This window comes from Paenibacillus sp. MT124 (genome assembly GCF_058792755.1).
In genome coordinates this window covers 823,454-839,909 of the sequence record NZ_CM179500.1, presented here as the reverse complement: position 1 = coordinate 839,909, position 16,456 = coordinate 823,454, and the positions used below count along the sequence as shown (strand labels likewise).

Below are 16,456 nucleotides of genomic sequence, written 5' to 3'. Positions count from 1 at the left end.
GGATCTCCTCCTATCTCAACATGTCGGACAGAAAAGCGAGTGCCAGGCCCTGACCCCAGCCCTGAATCCAGTCTTTGGGGATTTTGCGGTACCCTTCCCGATCCTTCATGACTGCCGTGCCGCCAGATACGCCAAGTACACGTCCATCTTCAGTGATATTTTTCAGTACACCGTCCAATGCCTTCTGTACATACTTGGTATGCAGCGGATTGCCGTTATTGATCATGGCCGCCGCTATACCGCAAGACGCTGATACTTCTTCATAGGACTCCTCATCGTCCAGCACCGTTCTCCACAAGCCGTTGTCCGTCTGAACCAGCTTCAAGGCTGCCAGTTGGTCCCGAAGTGAGCACTCAATGTCCATACACTGCGGATATAAATACCAGTCCTTCAATTGAGGTTTCACCTGTGACATTGTGTAGGCACCCCAGGCATTCGCTCTTCCCCAGTAAAATCCGGACATATGGTCCTTATTGACATTGTTATACCCGTGATACCAAAAGCCTGTGCTTGGGTCCTGAAGGTATTTGATATGCCAGTAATACTGATTCAGCGCATCCTGAATCATGGCTTCATCCTTCAGCTTGCTGCCTACGCGCAGCAGGAAAAATGCAGCCATAAACAAGGTATCCGCCCACGCCTGTTCCGGAAAGTCATTGGCAACGGATACGGTATGCTGCAGCACGTTGTCTCCGAAGCGGAGCGCATGATTCTGGAGATAATCCACTTTGCTCAGCGCGATATCCCAATACTTCTGGTCCCCTGTCTCTTCATACAACGTAATCAGCATATGTCCCATGGCACAGGTGTTTACCGTCCAGCTCGGCAGGCCCAGCTCAATATATTCATCCGCCCACTGAACCAGCCTGTCCAAAATCTCCTTGTTACCTGTCGTCTGGTAGGCTCTGGTTACACCGTAATAGGCTACACCGCAAGGCCAGTCCCATGTCAGATCCATGGATAGTGTTTTTTGGGTGACATTATCGATGACCTTTAAAATCTCTTCCCTGTCATATTTCACTTGAAGCATCGGTATTCCCCTCTCCTGGACACATGCCCCCAAGTGCGCCCTGAGAGGTGTCCGTTCGTATTGTAAACGCTTTACTTATTCCATTCTACGCAGTAAAATGGTGTCAATCTAAGCATATTCGTAACAAAACTGTGCAATTTCAACCATTTATGAATAAACTCAAAGGTTTAGACTAAGTCACTCCGCTGTCAGAACAATCTTCCGATCGCTGTTATCCCCAGAATTTTTTGATTCCTTTTCTATGGGAAATATCAGGCGATAAAGGCGAACGCTTCGCTTCTCCAGATTTGTTCTGCCCTCTCCGTTACCGTGTAATTGTAGAAGTTCATCCTTTTTAAAGGTTACCTTTACCGTAGTTTCTAATTAAAATGGACTCCAATTAACAAATAGGGGGATCGTATATGCCTAAAAAAAAGAAGCCTGTTATTGAATATCGTCATTACAGCCTGCCCATCCATTTTCCCGTTCTGCTATTAAGCGGTGAACGCTGGAAAATATCCGATATCAAGAGCGAGCATCTTCATTTTCATAACCATCTGGAGATTGGCATCTGCTACTCCGATAGCGGCATTATGGAGATCAAGGGAGAATCCGTCCCCTTTCAGGCCGGCGATGTGACCTTCATTCCGCGATATCTTCCTCATACAACGTACAGCACACCTGGCACAGCCAGTTTGTGGGCTTATATTTTCTTTTCGCCAGAGGACCTGTTTCAGCATTCATTAAAAGGTACATACCGTGATTTTGAGCCAAATCTGTGGGCAGTACAGGGAATGAACTGTGTGCTCAGCAAGGAGCAGCATCCCAAGGTGTACACGCTTGCCACATCGATCGTAGAGGAGTTGAGACAGCAGAATCCCTATTATCAGGAAAGTGCCTACGGCATGATGCTATCTCTGTATATCGAGCTCCTTCGAATTCATTCCCGGAATCGCCCTCTGTCAGAACAGGGTACAGATCATGGCTTGAAAGGGGACCTTGTCATCTCCCCTGTACTCGAGCACATCACCAAGAACTACATGACCCCCATAACCATCGACTTTTTGGCCGATCTGTGCCACTTGAGCACAACGCATTTCCGCAGAAAATTTTATGAGATTATGAGAACGACACCTCTCGAATTCATCAACAGCACACGAATTGAAGAGGCCTGCAAGCAGCTGAAGAGCACCGACCATTCCATTCTGTCGATCTCCGAGCAAGTCGGTTTTCATTCCATTTCCAGCTTCAATCGCTGCTTCTCCAAACTAATGGGGCAGTCCCCCAAAGCATGGCGCAAAAGTGCACAAACCGAAGTACAGTCTGCCAAAGCATCCATACTCGAGTTTACGGGATGGGTCTAAGACCAGGCTTGAAAGGCGAGAAGATAAGCTTCCTCCTCCCTATGGAGGTCACTTCGTTGGCCCAACAAAAAAACGCAACCATGAACGGTTGCGTTATGTTAATGCCAATGCCTTACACAATTTCACCTGTGCTCGCACCGGTTAATGCCTTTTCGGGTGTTTTTACGGCAGGTATAGACAGCCCCAGATTCCCTCGCAGAGTACTGCTCTCATATTCGGTACGGAATAATCCCCTCCGCTGCAATTCGGGAACCACCAGTTCGATGATATCGTTGAAGCCCTCCGGGAAATGAGGCGGCATAATATTAAAGCCATCTGCACCATCATTCAGGAACCATTCTTCCAATTGATCCGCAATTTGTTCCGGAGTCCCGACAATCTCCCGATGACCGCGTGCTCCTGCGATTCGTTCATAGATAGCACGTATCGATTGCAGATTCTCCCGTTTCGCAATTTCCCGAATGATGTTATAGCGGATTCGGGGATTGGTCTCATCTTCGATGGAGCTTGCCTCCGGAAGTGGTTCATCGACATCATACCCCGACAGATCAATATTCGTAAAAGCAGAGAGATATGCTAATCCCACTTCAGGCAGGATATAGCTGTTTAACTGCTGCTGCTTCAGCAGGGCTTCTGCTTCGGTTTTGGCCACCGTAATAAACACGCCAGGCATGATTTTCAGATCGTCCGGCTTGCGTCCGTATTTAGCCAGTCGGCCTTTGACATCCCGATAAAAGACCTGTGCCTCTTCAAGCGTTTGCCAAGCTGTAAAAATGACTTCAGCCGTCTTCGCTGCCAGCTCTTTGCCGGATTCCGAAGACCCGGCCTGAACAATCACGGGATGCCCCTGCGGTGTTGTTGGGGAATCCAGGGATCCCTGCACCTTAAACCATGCCCCCTCATGGTTAACCGGATGTACCTTCTCTACATCCAAATATCGGCCATTTTCCTTGTCGATGACCAGCGCCTCATCCTCGATGGACAACCACAGCTGCTTGACAACGTCCACGAATTCCTCAGCACGTTCATAACGGAGTGCATGCTGCAGATGCTTTTCTTTACCGAACAGAAGGGCTTCTCCTTCGTTGGCGGATGTGACGACATTCCAGGCAGCCCGCCCCTTCGATAGATGATCAATCGCTGCGAATTTACGCGCGACATGGTACGGATCGTTATAGGTCGTGGTCAGCGTGGCCGTTAACCCTATATTTCTCGTCACGGCCGCGAGGGCCGAAATGATGATAACCGGGTCCAGCTTCAGTGAGGAGTGTGCATTACCGGAAAGCCTCTGACCCAGGACATCAGCGAAAAACACCATATCGAATTTGCCTCGTTCAGCTGTCTGTGCGATCTCCGTTAAATAATCCAGATCGAATGCACGGTCTGCACCTGAAGAAGGATGACGCCAGCTTGCTACATGATGTCCCGGCAGATTAATGAAAGCTCCCAGTTTCATTTGTTTTCTAGTCATACGAACCACTCCCTTATCTGATTTTGGTTAAACATTATTGAGCAAATGGATTATATTCGTTGGTATATAAATCTTCCGGTTTCACCTGACCTTCTTTTAACTCACCATTCGCCACAAGCCAGTCGATCCAGGTTCCGTATTCCGATGGAGTAATGACGCCTCCCTTTTCCGATATGCCTGTACTCTTCCAATATTTAAGGTTTTCCGTCGTTTCCTTGCGTTCCCGCTGATTCACAATGTCCTCGAACCGCGAGATGACTTCCTCCCTAGGCGTGGTCTGAGCCCAGTCAATGGCTTTGGCAACCCCGTCAACAAATTGCTTCACCGTATTCGGATTCTCCCGGATGTAATCCTCACTGAAGAAATAGTCGCCTGCCGTAAACTCCTTGCCAAACACATCGATATCTCTGAAAATTTCAGTGATTCCTCCTGTTGCCAGAGCCCTGTCCCGGCCGATTCCGCTTAACATCACCACGTCGATCTGTTGATTCCGCAGCACCTGTTCCGCACTTGAACTTGGGACGGTCACCAACGTGACCTGTTCGATCTCTTTTTCCGTCAGGTTGCCTTGTCGTAAATAGTCTTTGAGGACAAATTCCAGATGGGCCCCGAGAATATTCACGCCTACCTTTTTCCCGATAAAATCTTTGGCCGATTGGATTGGCGTTCCCTCAAGGGTATAAGCGCCGATGTACGTATGTTCATCACTGCCGTATGATCCGACGACCGATTTTATTTTTACGTTTTGGGAGTAGGATTTGATAATGGCTCCATTAAAAGCTGATCCAAAGTCGATTTGTTTCGTCGCCGTTAATTGAATGCTCTCCGGTCCCCCAACGCTGTCACCTATGGATTCCAACTTCAAGTCCCCCAAGTAACCCAAATCTGCAGCCAGCTCCGGATAAGAAACACTTCCAGGTGAAGACTGATATTGCAGAACTTGATCTTCTTCTCCGCTCTTCGCGGAGGTCTTGGGATCTGAGCAGCCTGATAGGACACCACTGACCAAGCCTGCAAGTACAAGAAAGCCTAACGTTCTTTTCATCTCGCTTCTCCTCCTCCAAACGATGTCTCATTTATAACACATTAATTCAATTGAATTAGTAAGGATTAGTGATAAAAAAATAATGAGGGAATACCAGAACAGAACTATTCATTCACTTGCTGTTTCCATTTGGAAAATTTACGTTCCAGCATGCTGAGCCCTTGGTTGATTAACAACCCGAGCAAAGCAATGGTTAATATCCCGGCATACATCTGGGGAATCTGGAAGTTATATTGGGAATACGTAATGAGATAACCCAAGCCTTCTTTGGCCCCTACCATTTCAGCAGCTATAAGTACCAGGATCGCCCCTGTCCCTGCCATGCGAATACCGGTAAAAATCGTGGGAACCGATGCCGGCAGTATAACCTTGAGAAATAATCTAAAGGACTTAATATTCATCGATCTTGCTGCCTTGATCAGCAAGGGATCCACGCTGCCGACAGCAGCAATCGTATTGAGAAGAATGGGCCATGTGCAGGCAAAGAGGACGATCGCAATCTTGGAGGTTTCACCGATTCCCAGCAGCAGCATGAATACCGGAAGCAGCGCTAATGCAGCCGTATTTCGAAACAATTCCAGCACGGGATTCAACAGCTGTCTGGCTAATGGATACCAGCCAATCAGTAATCCTAATGGGATTGCAATAAGTAAGGCTAAGGCGAAACCACTGAATGAACGAATGATGCTTGCCAGAAAGTGAGTGAAAAGTTCACCTGAGATGATCAAACTCCATAATGCCCGAATGACCTCGGAAAAAGCAGGGAAAAATGCTGCATCTACCAAGCCTGTCCTTGGTGCGATCTCCCACAGTAAGACCAAGGCAATTAACACGATCGACTGTTTGAACAACTTCAGCACACCAGAAAAGGCAGCAGGACTTCGTTTACCAAGCCGCAGGGTTGAATGGGCAGGCTTTACAGATTCGATGGGAATACACTCCTTTAATCAATTAGATATAAGCACCGCGGTATTCAGGTTCATGCAGCAGACTCCATACTTCATGGCGGGCCTTCACGAAGTCGGGATGGGAGCGAATATCCGCATCTTCCAATCGCGATTGAAGCGGAATATCCACAATTTGTCTTACCATACCGGGTCCTGGCGTCAATACCACTACTCGTTCTCCTAGATAAACCGCCTCATCGATACCATGGGTAATAAAAATGATGGTCTTCTGGGTCTTCTGCCAAATACGCAAAAGTTCACTTTGCAAGGATTCACGGGTCTGGGCGTCCAATGCAGCAAAGGGCTCATCCATCAATAAGACATCCGGATTAAAGGCAAGGCTTCTGGCAATCGCTATACGCTGTTTCATCCCCCCGGATAGCTCATGTGGATAACGGTCTCCGAAGTGAGTAAGCCCCACCAGCGACAGAAAATGCTCTACTTGCTCCTTACGCTCCTGCTTCGGAATACCCTTGGCTTCCAAACCAAATTCAATATTGCCGCGCGCCGTCTTCCACGGAAATAAAGCGTACTGCTGAAAGACAATGCCCCGGTCAAGCCCTGGGCCAGTAATGGGTTGGCCATCAATCAAAATGCGCCCCTGTGTCGGTGACGATAGTCCACTGATCATATCAAGCAAGGTTGATTTTCCGCAGCCACTCGGACCCACGATGGTGATAAACTCGCCTTTTCTTACCGAAAAGTCCAGGTCTTTTACAGCTGTAAAGGCCTGAGTTGCTTCCTTTTGCTTGGGATCGCGGACCGTGAACGTTTTGGTGACACTCTCAAATCTGATTTTTTCAGCAGCAGCCATTGACTTCACCTCTCTAATTTATATTGGGGTACCTAAGCAAAAAAGGCTCAGCTGACAACGACTAGCGCTGTCCTCTGAGCCTCTGGATAAACCAGTCAGCTTCCATTCAATGGTTAACATTTGAACATTCACAATTTACATTAATCTGATGTGTTTACTATATTTTAGACCTGTTGGATTGTCAACAACTACTTGAAAATAATGTATTTTTGTCAAGTGAAATCCAGATGAAAACAGCTACGTTTTCTTCCTTTAACACCTTACATATTTACGTTTGAAACCAATCCGATTTTTATCTACGGCATTTTGAATATTGTCGGAAGCATTCAGGAATTTGCTCTTGGGCTTGTCCTTCTGGACCTCGACGGGACCGATTGCCTTCGCCGTTTCGACAGCCTTATCATGCAGCGGAACGTAGGATACGGCCACGGTATATACAAAGTTGTTCATTGAATATTGGGTGCGCTCAGGAGATTGATGAATCTTGGCCTGCACGTTCTCCAGCATCCCGCTCAGCTTATCCTCAGTGAACTCAGCGTCCGGACGATTGCCCAGCAACCAGCAGTAACAGCTCCAGCCTGCCGACATCTTCAGCTCTTCACCGCTGGCGATCCATTTATCCGCCACTTGCTGGGCAATATCCGTCTCGGAAAGCGTGACGGCAACGATGAAATCAGAGATCATGTAAAAATACGCGTCCTCGATCCAACGGTCGAAATCCGCTTCCGTCATCGCTTTTGGATCAGCAATAACGCCCGCAAAATACATCGCATCGTAATTCCCTGTTGCGTACAGCTGCTCGGCTAATGCCTGGTCCTTTTTGATTTTGCGGGCGATCGGCTTCATCGCACCTGTAGCCACGCCGAAGAGTGGTTCATGAGCACCATTCGACATGTATATCTTTTTCGTGCGCTCCTTGCCAAGTGCCTCAAGCTCCTGCATCACTTCTTCCAAATTCATTACGCAGCGCTCCTTCATATTGAAATTGGGCTATTTTGTCTACTCCAGGCCTCAGTTATTTTCCAAAACATCGTTGAAGAGCTGTCCGCCTCCATCCATGTCAATGATTTTAAGACGAGTTGTGTTTTTGATAAAAATGGTCTTATATTTCTCCTTACCATCTTGGTTCGTGAGTAAGAGAATCCGTTCATTTTCATTATCGGTTACCGTTCGAAAGGTATAATCCTGGGAATCAACCTTCTGAACAATCATGTCATATTCGGGAAGGGAAGACCACTCGCTCTGGCTTGTACTTTCTTCGGTTGGTTCGTTGTTTGGCTGCGCCGTCTCGGTCTGTGTGGATTGTTCGCTGCTCCCCGAGGGGTTCACGGTATCCGTCTGGTTCGATTGGCAAGCCGTCAACATCGTTGCGGCCGCAATCAGGATCATAAGCAGTCTGTTCATCGTAAGTCATCTCCTGCCTGCGTTAATGCTTTTTTATTGGATAAGTGTCTCTGACGCCAGCGTAAAGCCTTCAATCGCAACATCTTCGTCCACTTCAATCATGATGCAGCGTTTCCCTTGGAAATTCACCTGCTTGACGTATCTCAAATCCTGCGGACTGATCGAAATCGTAGCGACCTTGGTTTCGATCTTGATGGACTTGGAAGTAAACTTCGGCATAACGCTGGTCGCTTTCATCTCATAGTTTTTATTGTCCACGATCGTTTCGAATGCCCGTTCCACCTTCTCGGTCGTCACATCCTCCACCCCGCTGGCGTTCAGTACACGCTCCAGATCTTTATAATCCAGCTTCGGAGGTTCTTCCTCCTTCGACTCTTCGTTGATTTCAATCACCCGGTTAATCTCTTCGTACACCTGAGCAATGGTAGCTGAATCGAGCTCTTCCCCAGCCACTTCCTTGACGATATCTTCGAAGATCGCTCGCTCTTCAAGTGCCGTCACGGATCTTTCTCCATTCAATACCTGTTCGACAAAATGCGGATCCGGGAAATTCGATTTTCCCGTACAGTATAGAATCCGATTCACATCGGAATAATTGTCTGTCACGCTAGGGTACAGGAATCCTTGCTCCGGCGTGCTTAACTTGATAATCGGATCGACAATGACATTGTACTTGAACTCCCGCTCCACATAATCGAACAGGAGAGTTTTCCGCTGTTTCTCCGTGGAGTTCACACTGCATAAGATAAACGGATGGGCAAACACCTCATTCTTCTCGCTCTCTTCCGCTTCATCGTTTCTCGCCTTGGTCGGCAAATAATACTGTCCCCGAACAAATGTGACCACCATGTCCCGCTCATACTTGGCATCCGCCAGCATTCGGTCCACGAGCAGCAGCATCATGTCCTGCCATTCTTCCGGATCACCCGTTACGAGTGCCTGATGAAGCAGTACCTGCGCAGGCTCTTCGGCTTCTTCCTGAAACTTCAGTTCGAACAATTTTTGATCCAGTTCGCCGGTCAGCAGTTTTTTGAAATTTCCCATGTATAACTCCTGCTTCTCCCGGTCCACCAGTTCAAACGGATGGCGCTCCCAGTGATAGACTTCATTCGTTTCCTTCGTAATATAGACATTGAGGATATCGTAAATATTCAGTAGATCGTGATCCATCTTAAATTGCTTGCGGATGTTGGCAACTTCTTTTTTGTTCATAGCGGGCTCGGCAGCTCCTTCGATATATTCTGGCTTATTTAGTATAAATTATTGAGCGTTATTTTGTTAGCGATTTGCGGCTTGCATTGCTGTGCCTGCGGGTCCATTCTCCCGTGCACCTGATCCTCTATTGTGGCATATTTAGATACCCGAGTCGAGGGCATTTCCTTGAAATAAACATCTTACTTCATTGTGCTTATTTTCCTTTTCCCGAACCTGAACCATTACGGTGATATCAAAAAAAGAACGCTATCCACTGGAGTATGGATCTGCAGTTTCCCTGCATTTCTTAATCCTATCTCATCAAGTAAAACTATCCTCCCAAATAAAAAGGTGATACGGAATTTGATCCGTACCACCAGTTCATATTCATATTATTCTGTTTATGCATCATTCCGCGCCGAGAAGCGTTAAATGAATGCCTGATTGGTTGTGCCATGCTTTTCATGCAGCAGATAATGCTACAGAGCATAGAGGGCATATCGTTTATGGTATTACAGCTTGCCCGCAGCCTTCACTTTCACGAGCAGTGCGTTGCCTGGCAAATAGGCAATTGGAATGTCCTCGACGGACACAATTTGTACCGTCTCCGGGTTCGCGCCAGCTGCCGTCGCCTCGTTCACGGCGCTCTCTTTGGCATCCTGCATGACATCGTCATATTTCCAGTCGTCCAGTGAATAGATACGCTCCGACTCGCCGCTAACCTCTCCCAGTGCTGCGCCGATCGCATTCGCCGCATCATAGTTGTCTGGCCGGATGATTCGGCTCGCCCCGGCGAGCGTCTCCGGCACCAGCAGGCTGCCGCCGCCAACCAGAATGACATCAACTGGATCGGCACTCGTTTTCATCCGGTCAATGGCGTCCTCCAGGCTCTGCTGCATGACGGCATCCACCTTACGGCACACGGCTTCGTCCACCGCATCCGCGTTGGTGCCCGGCCATACGGCCCGGCCCAGCTTCACCGCCACGTCCGTCGTTGTCAGCGTATCACCGCCGAAGATGAGGGCCCGTTTCGTCAGCTCATAGCCAACGCTGTCGGGGCCAACCGTTACGCCGTCAGCGTCATCCAACCGGACAATGGTACCGCCGCCGAGACCAATGGACAAAATGTCCGGCATCCGGAAATTCGTGCGAATGCCGCCGATATCCACCGCAGCCGACGATTGGCGTGGGAAGCCTTGCACAAGCACACCAATATCCGTTGTTGTACCGCCAATGTCAACGACCAGCGCATCCGTCAGACCGGACAGGTGTGCAGCGCCGCGAATGGAATTCGTCGGTCCGCAGGCAATCGTCAGAATCGGATAACGGAGTGCATATTCGCTCTTCATCAATGTGCCGTCATTCTGGCAAATGTAGAGCTGCGCATGGATGCCGAAGCCGTTCAGCGCTTCTTCAAAGCCGCGTACGACACCTGCAATGACTTGCAGCAGTGCCGCGTTCAGCACAGATGCATTCTCTCGCTCAAGGAGTCCGATGCTGCCAATCTCACTGGAATAGGTAACTGGTATGTCAGCACCCAGCACTTCGCGGATGATCTCGCCAACCCGCTTCTCTTGGTCACGGTTCACCGGGGCAAAGACCCCACACACCGCTACAGCGTCAACCTCGCCCTTCATCCGGTTGGCCAGTTCAGCAATCTCAGCTTCATCCAGACTCGCGATCTTACGTCCATCATACTCATAACCGCCAGAGGCGATATAGCTATGCGGTCCAACCGCCGCGCGCAGCGATTCGTCCCAGCCAGCAAGCGGCGGAACGGCTGTCGTTGCCGGAGCGCCGATACGAATCAGGCCGACCCGGCCGAGATGCTTGCGCTCCACGATCGCATTCGTGCAGTGCGTAGTGCCAAGCATCGCGTAGCGAATGTCCGCGCCATTCACACTGCTCTCCTGCAGCAGGCGGCGAACAGCCTCTACAATGCCTTCGTTAACGTCAGCCGTAGTGTGAACCTTGACCTTGTGCACGCAGTGCAAGTTGGAATCCAGCAGGGCGGCATCCGTATTCGTGCCCCCTACATCAATGCCGATCCGGTAAACCTGGTTTGTGTTTGGTTCAGTCATCGTACCCTTGGTCATTGCGCCGCACCTCCTTTCAAAACCAACGTCTCAATCGGCACATAGTCGAAATCGTATCCGAAGTATCGCGGCCCCGCCGTCTCAATACCTTTTGGTGTACGCCATTTGTCATCGCATGGCAAGCCTGCTGCCGTCACCCGGGCACCATACTTCAGATTCTCCGTCGTTACCGGCATACCCGTATCCTGGTCCAACAGTGTGATCAGATCAGGCGTAATCGCCAGCGGTTGGTCGTCAACGGTAGCGAGCAAAAACTCGTTTTGGAAGAACAGCCGCATCGTTTTACCCTTGTTCTCCCCGGTGCCTTCAAATACCGCTTCGCCCCGTGTAAAACCGCCATCCATACGGCGGCGGATATCCACGGCCTTCCCATGGAACAAGGCATGTCCATGCAGCTTCGTGAGCAGTTCATGCACAGGATTCAGCTTCTCCTGCTTCGCTTCAAAAAGCGTCCGCCCGATCTCATAAGCGAGCGTCAGCGTCCCCCCGATGGCGCTCTGCTTCGCCTGCGCTCCAGATACCGGATAATCGCAGATGGAAGCAGAACCGCCCATCTCTACGGTCAGCGCACGTGCCATGCGCTCTTCCCATACGCCATCAATCGTATGCATCAACGCGCTATTCCCGCGCTCGTCTGCCATCGCCACTGGACTGCACGGGATGCCTTCCAGATGGAACGTGACCATCTGCGATTCGGGAAAAGCCCGCCCCATCGCATCGGCGTCCACAAGCGGAATTCCGCGCTGCGCCGCCGCAATGACCGGAACGAGTGAATTGCCGCCACCGACCTCGATCGGCATGACGGCATCCACTTTACGGCCAAGCTCTCTTTCCATCAAATCCAGCGGCTTGGTCAGCTGTTCTGCCGAAGGGATTTTCTCCAGCATCACTGTAGGTGCACCAATCATCGATACCGGTACGACAAGTCCTTCATCATCCAGTTCTTCAAGGTGTACGATTCGGACCGGCCCATGCTTGCGGATGGCCTCCATGGCAATCAATTTACCGACATGCGGGTCGCCCCCGCCGCCTGTGCCCAGCACCGCTGCGCCAATTGCAATATATTCAATAGCCTGTTCATCAAGTGTAGTTAATCTTGCTGCCTTGTTCATGCTTTCATCCCTTCTTTGCTACCCATTTGCCTATGATGGCTTGTACGATAAATGCCATCAAGAAGCTGTCCAGCGCCGGAACCTGCGTCACCTGGAACCAACCAAGTCCATCCGGAGCCATCGTTGTCATGAATCCGAAGAATGTGGCAAGAACCCATACCACGATGGAGCGAGGAATCCAGCTCCGATTATTGTCCAGCCCTTCAAACGAGAATCTGTTTTTGTTCACCAGCAAATACTCTGCCGTATATATACCGCCCAGCGGTGCAACAAGCATCGTGATATATGTGAGGAACGTCATGAAACGGTCATAAATGCCGAAGCAAGCGAGTGCTGTCGCAATCAAACCTGCAATGATTGTAATGACGGATTTGGGCACTCGTCTGAATACGACGGAGAAACCCAATCCTGCGGAATACAAATTGTTCGTGTTGGTTGTCCACTGTGCCAGTGTCAGCACGAGAATGGCGGGAATGCCGAGTCCGAGCGTCAGGAAGATGCCGGTCAGATCGTCGGAATCCATCGACCGAGACAAGAAGATGGCAATGATCGTCATGAAGCTGTTGCCGACAAAGAAACCGACAAACGCAGCCGTAATCGCATGTTTGGGTGTCTTGGCCCAGCGTGCTATGTCAGGAGACAGTGCTGTCCCCAGGATAAAGATTCCAATGACCAGCGAGATCGCCGTTCCCATCGGCACTGCCTCACCCTCGAACGGTGACCAGACCGTGCTTCCGCCTTCGCCGTTCAGCGCCAAGACCAGCGCGAAAATAATAAATACAACGAGCAGCGGTACCGACCAGACGCTTAGTTTCTCAATGGCCCGATAGCCCCAGATCGCCGTGGACATCATGAGCAGTCCACCAATCATCGACAGTACCCAGAGCGACCAGTGCCAACCCCACAGCTCGCTTAACGCCGTCTGGAAGTTGGAAGCGAAGAAGCCGACCTGTACGCCGAACCAGCCCAGCGATGAAATTCCGAGAATGACGGAGACAATGAGTGCTCCTTTGTTCCCGAACAGAAACCGGCTGATCATGGCCGTGGACAAGCCTGTTTTGGCCCCAACATAGGCGCACACTGCCCCGATAATACCCAAAATGACGGAACCTACGATGACCGCAGTAAGCGAGTCACCGATGCTCATGCCTGCGCCGAGCTGTGCTCCCAGAAACATGGCGGATAGATCAATCCCGATCGCAATCCAGACAAATGCCATTGACAGCCATGATTTTCTTAAATGCTGGGGTACGGGTTCCCGTTCGTAATCTTCTATTTTCGTATCGTTGCTCATGTTCCACCCTCTGCTTTCTGTACAATCTTGTTGATTGCCTAAGCTGCGACGGATCTCCAGAACATCTCAAAGGCATGTTTCAGTTTCCGTTCGAACAGCTCCGGCGATTTATAGTAGTAATATTGCATGCCCAGCCCGTCCATCAAGGTGAGGAACGAATCCACCAGCGTCTCCATCGGAACGGCAGCCAAATCGCCGCGATCCAGACCTTCCTGCATGATCTCGCCAATAATGCTGCTCAGCAATGTATCGAAACGCCCGAAAGCCTCCTGCATTCTTTCCAATAGGAAATCCGGCGGGAAAATCAAATACCGGAAGGCAAACACGGCAAGCTCTGTTTTGTTTCGGTGATAATCGTATTGGCGAAGCAGCAGCGCATGCAGTTTTTTCTCCGTATTCATTCCTTTGCTGGTTTCCGCCATCGCTTGGATATATTCGTTGTAGGCGCTCATCGATTCTTCGAAGACCGTCATGAACAGATCTTCCTTGCTCTCAAAAAAGGCGTAGATTGCCGGTGTCTTGACCCCGACCTCCTTCGCAATTTCTGATAATGCCGTCCCATCGTAGCCCTTCTGCCCAAATAATCTCAGCGCGGCTTCCTTCAGCTTCGTTCTGGTGGTCATGGTCATCCCCTTTTCTCCATTCTAATTAACGTTAATTAAGTAGATTATACAATTATCTGCATAAAAATCAATGCAATTAATTGCTATGTCAGCTTTTTATTTCAATGTTATACGGCCAAAATTCAAGTGGGACAATATCCTCGCAGATTTGGGCTGGAATGAATTAGTAGATTGCAACAATAGTAGTAAGCGTCAATTTTAACTACATTATACACAATTCGGAAGGAATTTTTGATAATCTCCATTTTGTTATTGATCCAATTTCAGGGGTCTAGTTGTTTCAGTAATCCAAACCAAGTAGGAGATATAAAACTCTAAGAAAAGCCAAGACCTATTATGGAGAAAAAACTATAGTTTTATTTCATTTACAAGTATATTGATTCTAAATTTTGTTTCATACCTATCAATAGAGACTTAATTGATTCAACCTATTTTAGAATCTCTCGCCCTTAAATTAAATACACCTCATTAGTAGAGATAAGTTCAAACCTTTCGATCTAATTAACGTTAATATATTGTAAAATGAAAAAACATGCCTAATTGGAAAAGATTTGATATATTATATTAAGCAATCCAAATAAATTCACAAGGGGTATCTCAATGAATAAGAAAATGATTATATTTGTTGCAATGTTATGTTCTTTCGCTGTAGGTTGTGATTCTGAAAACCGTGCGGTCCAAAACGAACCTACTATACAAACTGAAGTCGATAATGAATTACCAAAGCCCGATATCTACACTTATGAAGAATATGAGTCTTTAGTACAATCCTTTTCCGAAAGCGTTAACATACCAAACTATACCCTGAAGAATGCACCTCTCATTAAAAGTTTAGTGCTTGTTGAAAAAGAACTCACATTCGACAAAAAAGAATCCCTAACGGTAGATGGAGATACTAGTGATATGCGTCCAACTCAACAAATTTATGTTTATGAGAACGCAGATCAAACAACACAAATACATGTAAGAATGGGTTACACAACAAATTACTTGGACAAAGACTTGGTTATCTGGGATTCATCTAAAGGCTTCGAAGAGACGAATCCTAAACTCTCAAGAACTACTGATGTAGCAACCTATCTATATAAAAATCTTGTCATTTCGATCACGGTAAACGCCGAGAAGGACGCAAGTATTGTTACAATGAGAGCCGCAATGAAGGAAATAGTGAAATTTTTAAACAAACATTGACATTTATAGTATATTATAGTAAATTTAAGCAGAAAACAAAATAACATGAGAGTAGGTATATTAATGAAAAAGAAGACGTTTTTAAAATTGTCTGTTCTTTCGGTCTTATCTCTTACGTTGCTAACTCCTCAAGCTGCTTTTGCACAACAAACAATACCTGCAGAAATTCAGCAAAAAATTGATGAAAATGTTAAACAAAACGAATTTAAGATTCCAGAACACAGAGCCTGGGAAACTGATATGAATGGAAATACAGTCGAAGTAACTCCTTTGAGTAAGCGCATACAAACAATGGCTCCACCCAATGATGGTAATGTCTACTCTTTTGACCGTTACGATGCAGACAGTGCTGTAAGGAACTGGCGCTATAAAGATATGGGTACATTCCGTGTAGCCAATAACAATGCTGGTACAGCTAAGGCAACTTACACACAGCAATATACAGACACAGCCACTTGGAATGTCACAAGTAGTATTAAAAATTCTGCAAATATTAAAGCTGGGTTCTTAGCGGGTGCCTCTTTGGAGATGGGAGTTTCACTGACAGATGCAAAAACCTATACTGCAGGTAGAACCTATGGTGTTGAACAAACGATCCCTGCGTACTCTACAGTCTATCTGACCAACTACGCAGTGGGTGTCAATACTGCTGGTAAACTGATCTACAAAAAATATGCACCAGGCGGCACTTCACAAATAGGGATTTACACCGAAGCAGTCGGTGGAACCGTGGTAAGTCAGCCTGATGTGAATATTGAAATTAACTAAAATCAAAAAAAAAGACCATTCTCTAATGAGATGGTCTTTTTTGATTTAAAATAGATGATTCATCTGGATGTTTGTAATGACTTAGCTTATTCCACATTTATATCAAAATAAAATCTTTTCTCTC

At 47.9% G+C, this 16,456-nt stretch carries 15 protein-coding genes; 3 read left to right on the top strand and 12 right to left on the bottom strand.

What is annotated here, in order from left to right:
• Positions 1-10: 10 nt before the first annotated feature.
• A complete protein-coding gene (locus AC3RCI_RS03940) occupies positions 11-1,030 on the bottom strand; it encodes a glycoside hydrolase family 88/105 protein (RefSeq protein WP_336781441.1) in 1,020 nt (339 codons plus the stop codon).
• A 401-nt stretch (positions 1,031-1,431) separates the two neighbouring features.
• On the opposite strand from AC3RCI_RS03940, the gene AC3RCI_RS03935 reads away from it, so the two are divergent.
• On the top strand, positions 1,432-2,373 hold the full coding sequence (locus tag AC3RCI_RS03935) for an AraC family transcriptional regulator (RefSeq protein WP_336781442.1): 942 nt from the start codon (positions 1,432-1,434) through the stop codon (positions 2,371-2,373).
• Between the two features lie 112 nt (positions 2,374-2,485).
• On the opposite strand, the gene AC3RCI_RS03930 is transcribed toward AC3RCI_RS03935, so the two are convergent.
• From AC3RCI_RS03930 to AC3RCI_RS03880, 11 genes are all read right to left on the bottom strand, one after another.
• The gene (locus tag AC3RCI_RS03930; protein WP_492527573.1) at positions 2,486-3,844 is read right to left on the bottom strand and encodes an LLM class flavin-dependent oxidoreductase; all 1,359 of its coding nucleotides are present in this window, start codon (positions 3,842-3,844) and stop codon (positions 2,486-2,488) included.
• A 34-nt stretch (positions 3,845-3,878) separates the two neighbouring features.
• The gene (locus tag AC3RCI_RS03925; RefSeq protein ID WP_492527572.1) at positions 3,879-4,889 is read right to left on the bottom strand and encodes an ABC transporter substrate-binding protein; all 1,011 of its coding nucleotides are present in this window, start codon (positions 4,887-4,889) and stop codon (positions 3,879-3,881) included.
• 104 nt (positions 4,890-4,993) lie between these two features.
• A complete protein-coding gene (locus AC3RCI_RS03920; protein ID WP_492529789.1) occupies positions 4,994-5,788 on the bottom strand; it encodes an ABC transporter permease in 795 nt (264 codons plus the stop codon).
• Between the two features lie 52 nt (positions 5,789-5,840).
• On the bottom strand, positions 5,841-6,650 hold the full coding sequence (locus AC3RCI_RS03915; protein ID WP_095360968.1) for an ABC transporter ATP-binding protein: 810 nt from the start codon (positions 6,648-6,650) through the stop codon (positions 5,841-5,843).
• 252 nt (positions 6,651-6,902) lie between these two features.
• Complete coding sequence (locus AC3RCI_RS03910) at positions 6,903-7,610, bottom strand: DNA alkylation repair protein (RefSeq protein WP_492527571.1); 708 nt, start codon at positions 7,608-7,610, stop codon at positions 6,903-6,905.
• A gap of 51 nt (positions 7,611-7,661) precedes the next feature.
• A complete protein-coding gene (locus AC3RCI_RS03905) occupies positions 7,662-8,054 on the bottom strand; it encodes a hypothetical protein (protein ID WP_492527570.1) in 393 nt (130 codons plus the stop codon).
• A 33-nt stretch (positions 8,055-8,087) separates the two neighbouring features.
• Positions 8,088-9,266, bottom strand: coding sequence for a DUF4317 family protein (locus AC3RCI_RS03900; protein ID WP_154892986.1), 1,179 nt, complete (start codon positions 9,264-9,266; stop codon positions 8,088-8,090).
• A gap of 494 nt (positions 9,267-9,760) precedes the next feature.
• Positions 9,761-11,344 carry an ROK family protein gene (locus AC3RCI_RS03895; protein WP_492527569.1) on the bottom strand — a complete coding sequence of 528 codons (1,584 nt, stop codon included), beginning with the start codon at positions 11,342-11,344 and terminating at the stop codon, positions 9,761-9,763.
• Entirely contained in the window at positions 11,341-12,456 is a 1,116-nt protein-coding gene (locus AC3RCI_RS03890) for an S-methyl thiohydantoin desulfurase family protein (RefSeq protein WP_492527568.1), read from the bottom strand. Before AC3RCI_RS03890 ends, AC3RCI_RS03895 begins: the two co-directional genes overlap by 4 nt.
• A 4-nt stretch (positions 12,457-12,460) precedes the next feature.
• On the bottom strand, positions 12,461-13,750 hold the full coding sequence (locus AC3RCI_RS03885; RefSeq protein WP_492472926.1) for a cytosine permease: 1,290 nt from the start codon (positions 13,748-13,750) through the stop codon (positions 12,461-12,463).
• 38 nt (positions 13,751-13,788) lie between these two features.
• A complete protein-coding gene (locus AC3RCI_RS03880; protein WP_492527567.1) occupies positions 13,789-14,373 on the bottom strand; it encodes a TetR/AcrR family transcriptional regulator in 585 nt (194 codons plus the stop codon).
• A gap of 600 nt (positions 14,374-14,973) precedes the next feature.
• Between AC3RCI_RS03880 and AC3RCI_RS03875 the strand changes: the two genes are divergently transcribed.
• Both AC3RCI_RS03875 and AC3RCI_RS03870 read left to right on the top strand, forming a co-directional pair.
• On the top strand, positions 14,974-15,564 hold the full coding sequence (locus AC3RCI_RS03875; RefSeq protein WP_492527566.1) for a hypothetical protein: 591 nt from the start codon (positions 14,974-14,976) through the stop codon (positions 15,562-15,564).
• A 63-nt stretch (positions 15,565-15,627) separates the two neighbouring features.
• Positions 15,628-16,332 (top strand): hypothetical protein, encoded by a 705-nt coding sequence (locus tag AC3RCI_RS03870; RefSeq protein WP_492527565.1) that lies wholly within the window; start codon positions 15,628-15,630, stop codon positions 16,330-16,332.
• Positions 16,333-16,456: the final 124 nt, after the last annotated feature.

What these genes read in the sequence shown, in the direction of transcription:
- AC3RCI_RS03940 (WP_336781441.1), bottom strand. Translation starts at nt 1,030, where the DNA reads ATGCTTCAAGTGAAATATGACAGGGAAGAGATTTTAAAGGTCATCGAT.
- AC3RCI_RS03935 (WP_336781442.1), top strand. Translation starts at nt 1,432, where the DNA reads ATGCCTAAAAAAAAGAAGCCTGTTATTGAATATCGTCATTACAGCCTG.
- AC3RCI_RS03930 (WP_492527573.1), bottom strand. Translation starts at nt 3,844, where the DNA reads ATGACTAGAAAACAAATGAAACTGGGAGCTTTCATTAATCTGCCGGGA.
- AC3RCI_RS03925 (WP_492527572.1), bottom strand. Translation starts at nt 4,889, where the DNA reads ATGAAAAGAACGTTAGGCTTTCTTGTACTTGCAGGCTTGGTCAGTGGT.
- AC3RCI_RS03915 (WP_095360968.1), bottom strand. Translation starts at nt 6,650, where the DNA reads ATGGCTGCTGCTGAAAAAATCAGATTTGAGAGTGTCACCAAAACGTTC.
- AC3RCI_RS03910 (WP_492527571.1), bottom strand. Translation starts at nt 7,610, where the DNA reads ATGAATTTGGAAGAAGTGATGCAGGAGCTTGAGGCACTTGGCAAGGAG.
- AC3RCI_RS03905 (WP_492527570.1), bottom strand. Translation starts at nt 8,054, where the DNA reads ATGAACAGACTGCTTATGATCCTGATTGCGGCCGCAACGATGTTGACG.
- AC3RCI_RS03900 (WP_154892986.1), bottom strand. Translation starts at nt 9,266, where the DNA reads ATGAACAAAAAAGAAGTTGCCAACATCCGCAAGCAATTTAAGATGGAT.
- AC3RCI_RS03895 (WP_492527569.1), bottom strand. Translation starts at nt 11,344, where the DNA reads ATGACCAAGGGTACGATGACTGAACCAAACACAAACCAGGTTTACCGG.
- AC3RCI_RS03890 (WP_492527568.1), bottom strand. Translation starts at nt 12,456, where the DNA reads ATGAACAAGGCAGCAAGATTAACTACACTTGATGAACAGGCTATTGAA.
- AC3RCI_RS03885 (WP_492472926.1), bottom strand. Translation starts at nt 13,750, where the DNA reads ATGAGCAACGATACGAAAATAGAAGATTACGAACGGGAACCCGTACCC.
- AC3RCI_RS03880 (WP_492527567.1), bottom strand. Translation starts at nt 14,373, where the DNA reads ATGACCACCAGAACGAAGCTGAAGGAAGCCGCGCTGAGATTATTTGGG.
- AC3RCI_RS03875 (WP_492527566.1), top strand. Translation starts at nt 14,974, where the DNA reads ATGAATAAGAAAATGATTATATTTGTTGCAATGTTATGTTCTTTCGCT.
- AC3RCI_RS03870 (WP_492527565.1), top strand. Translation starts at nt 15,628, where the DNA reads ATGAAAAAGAAGACGTTTTTAAAATTGTCTGTTCTTTCGGTCTTATCT.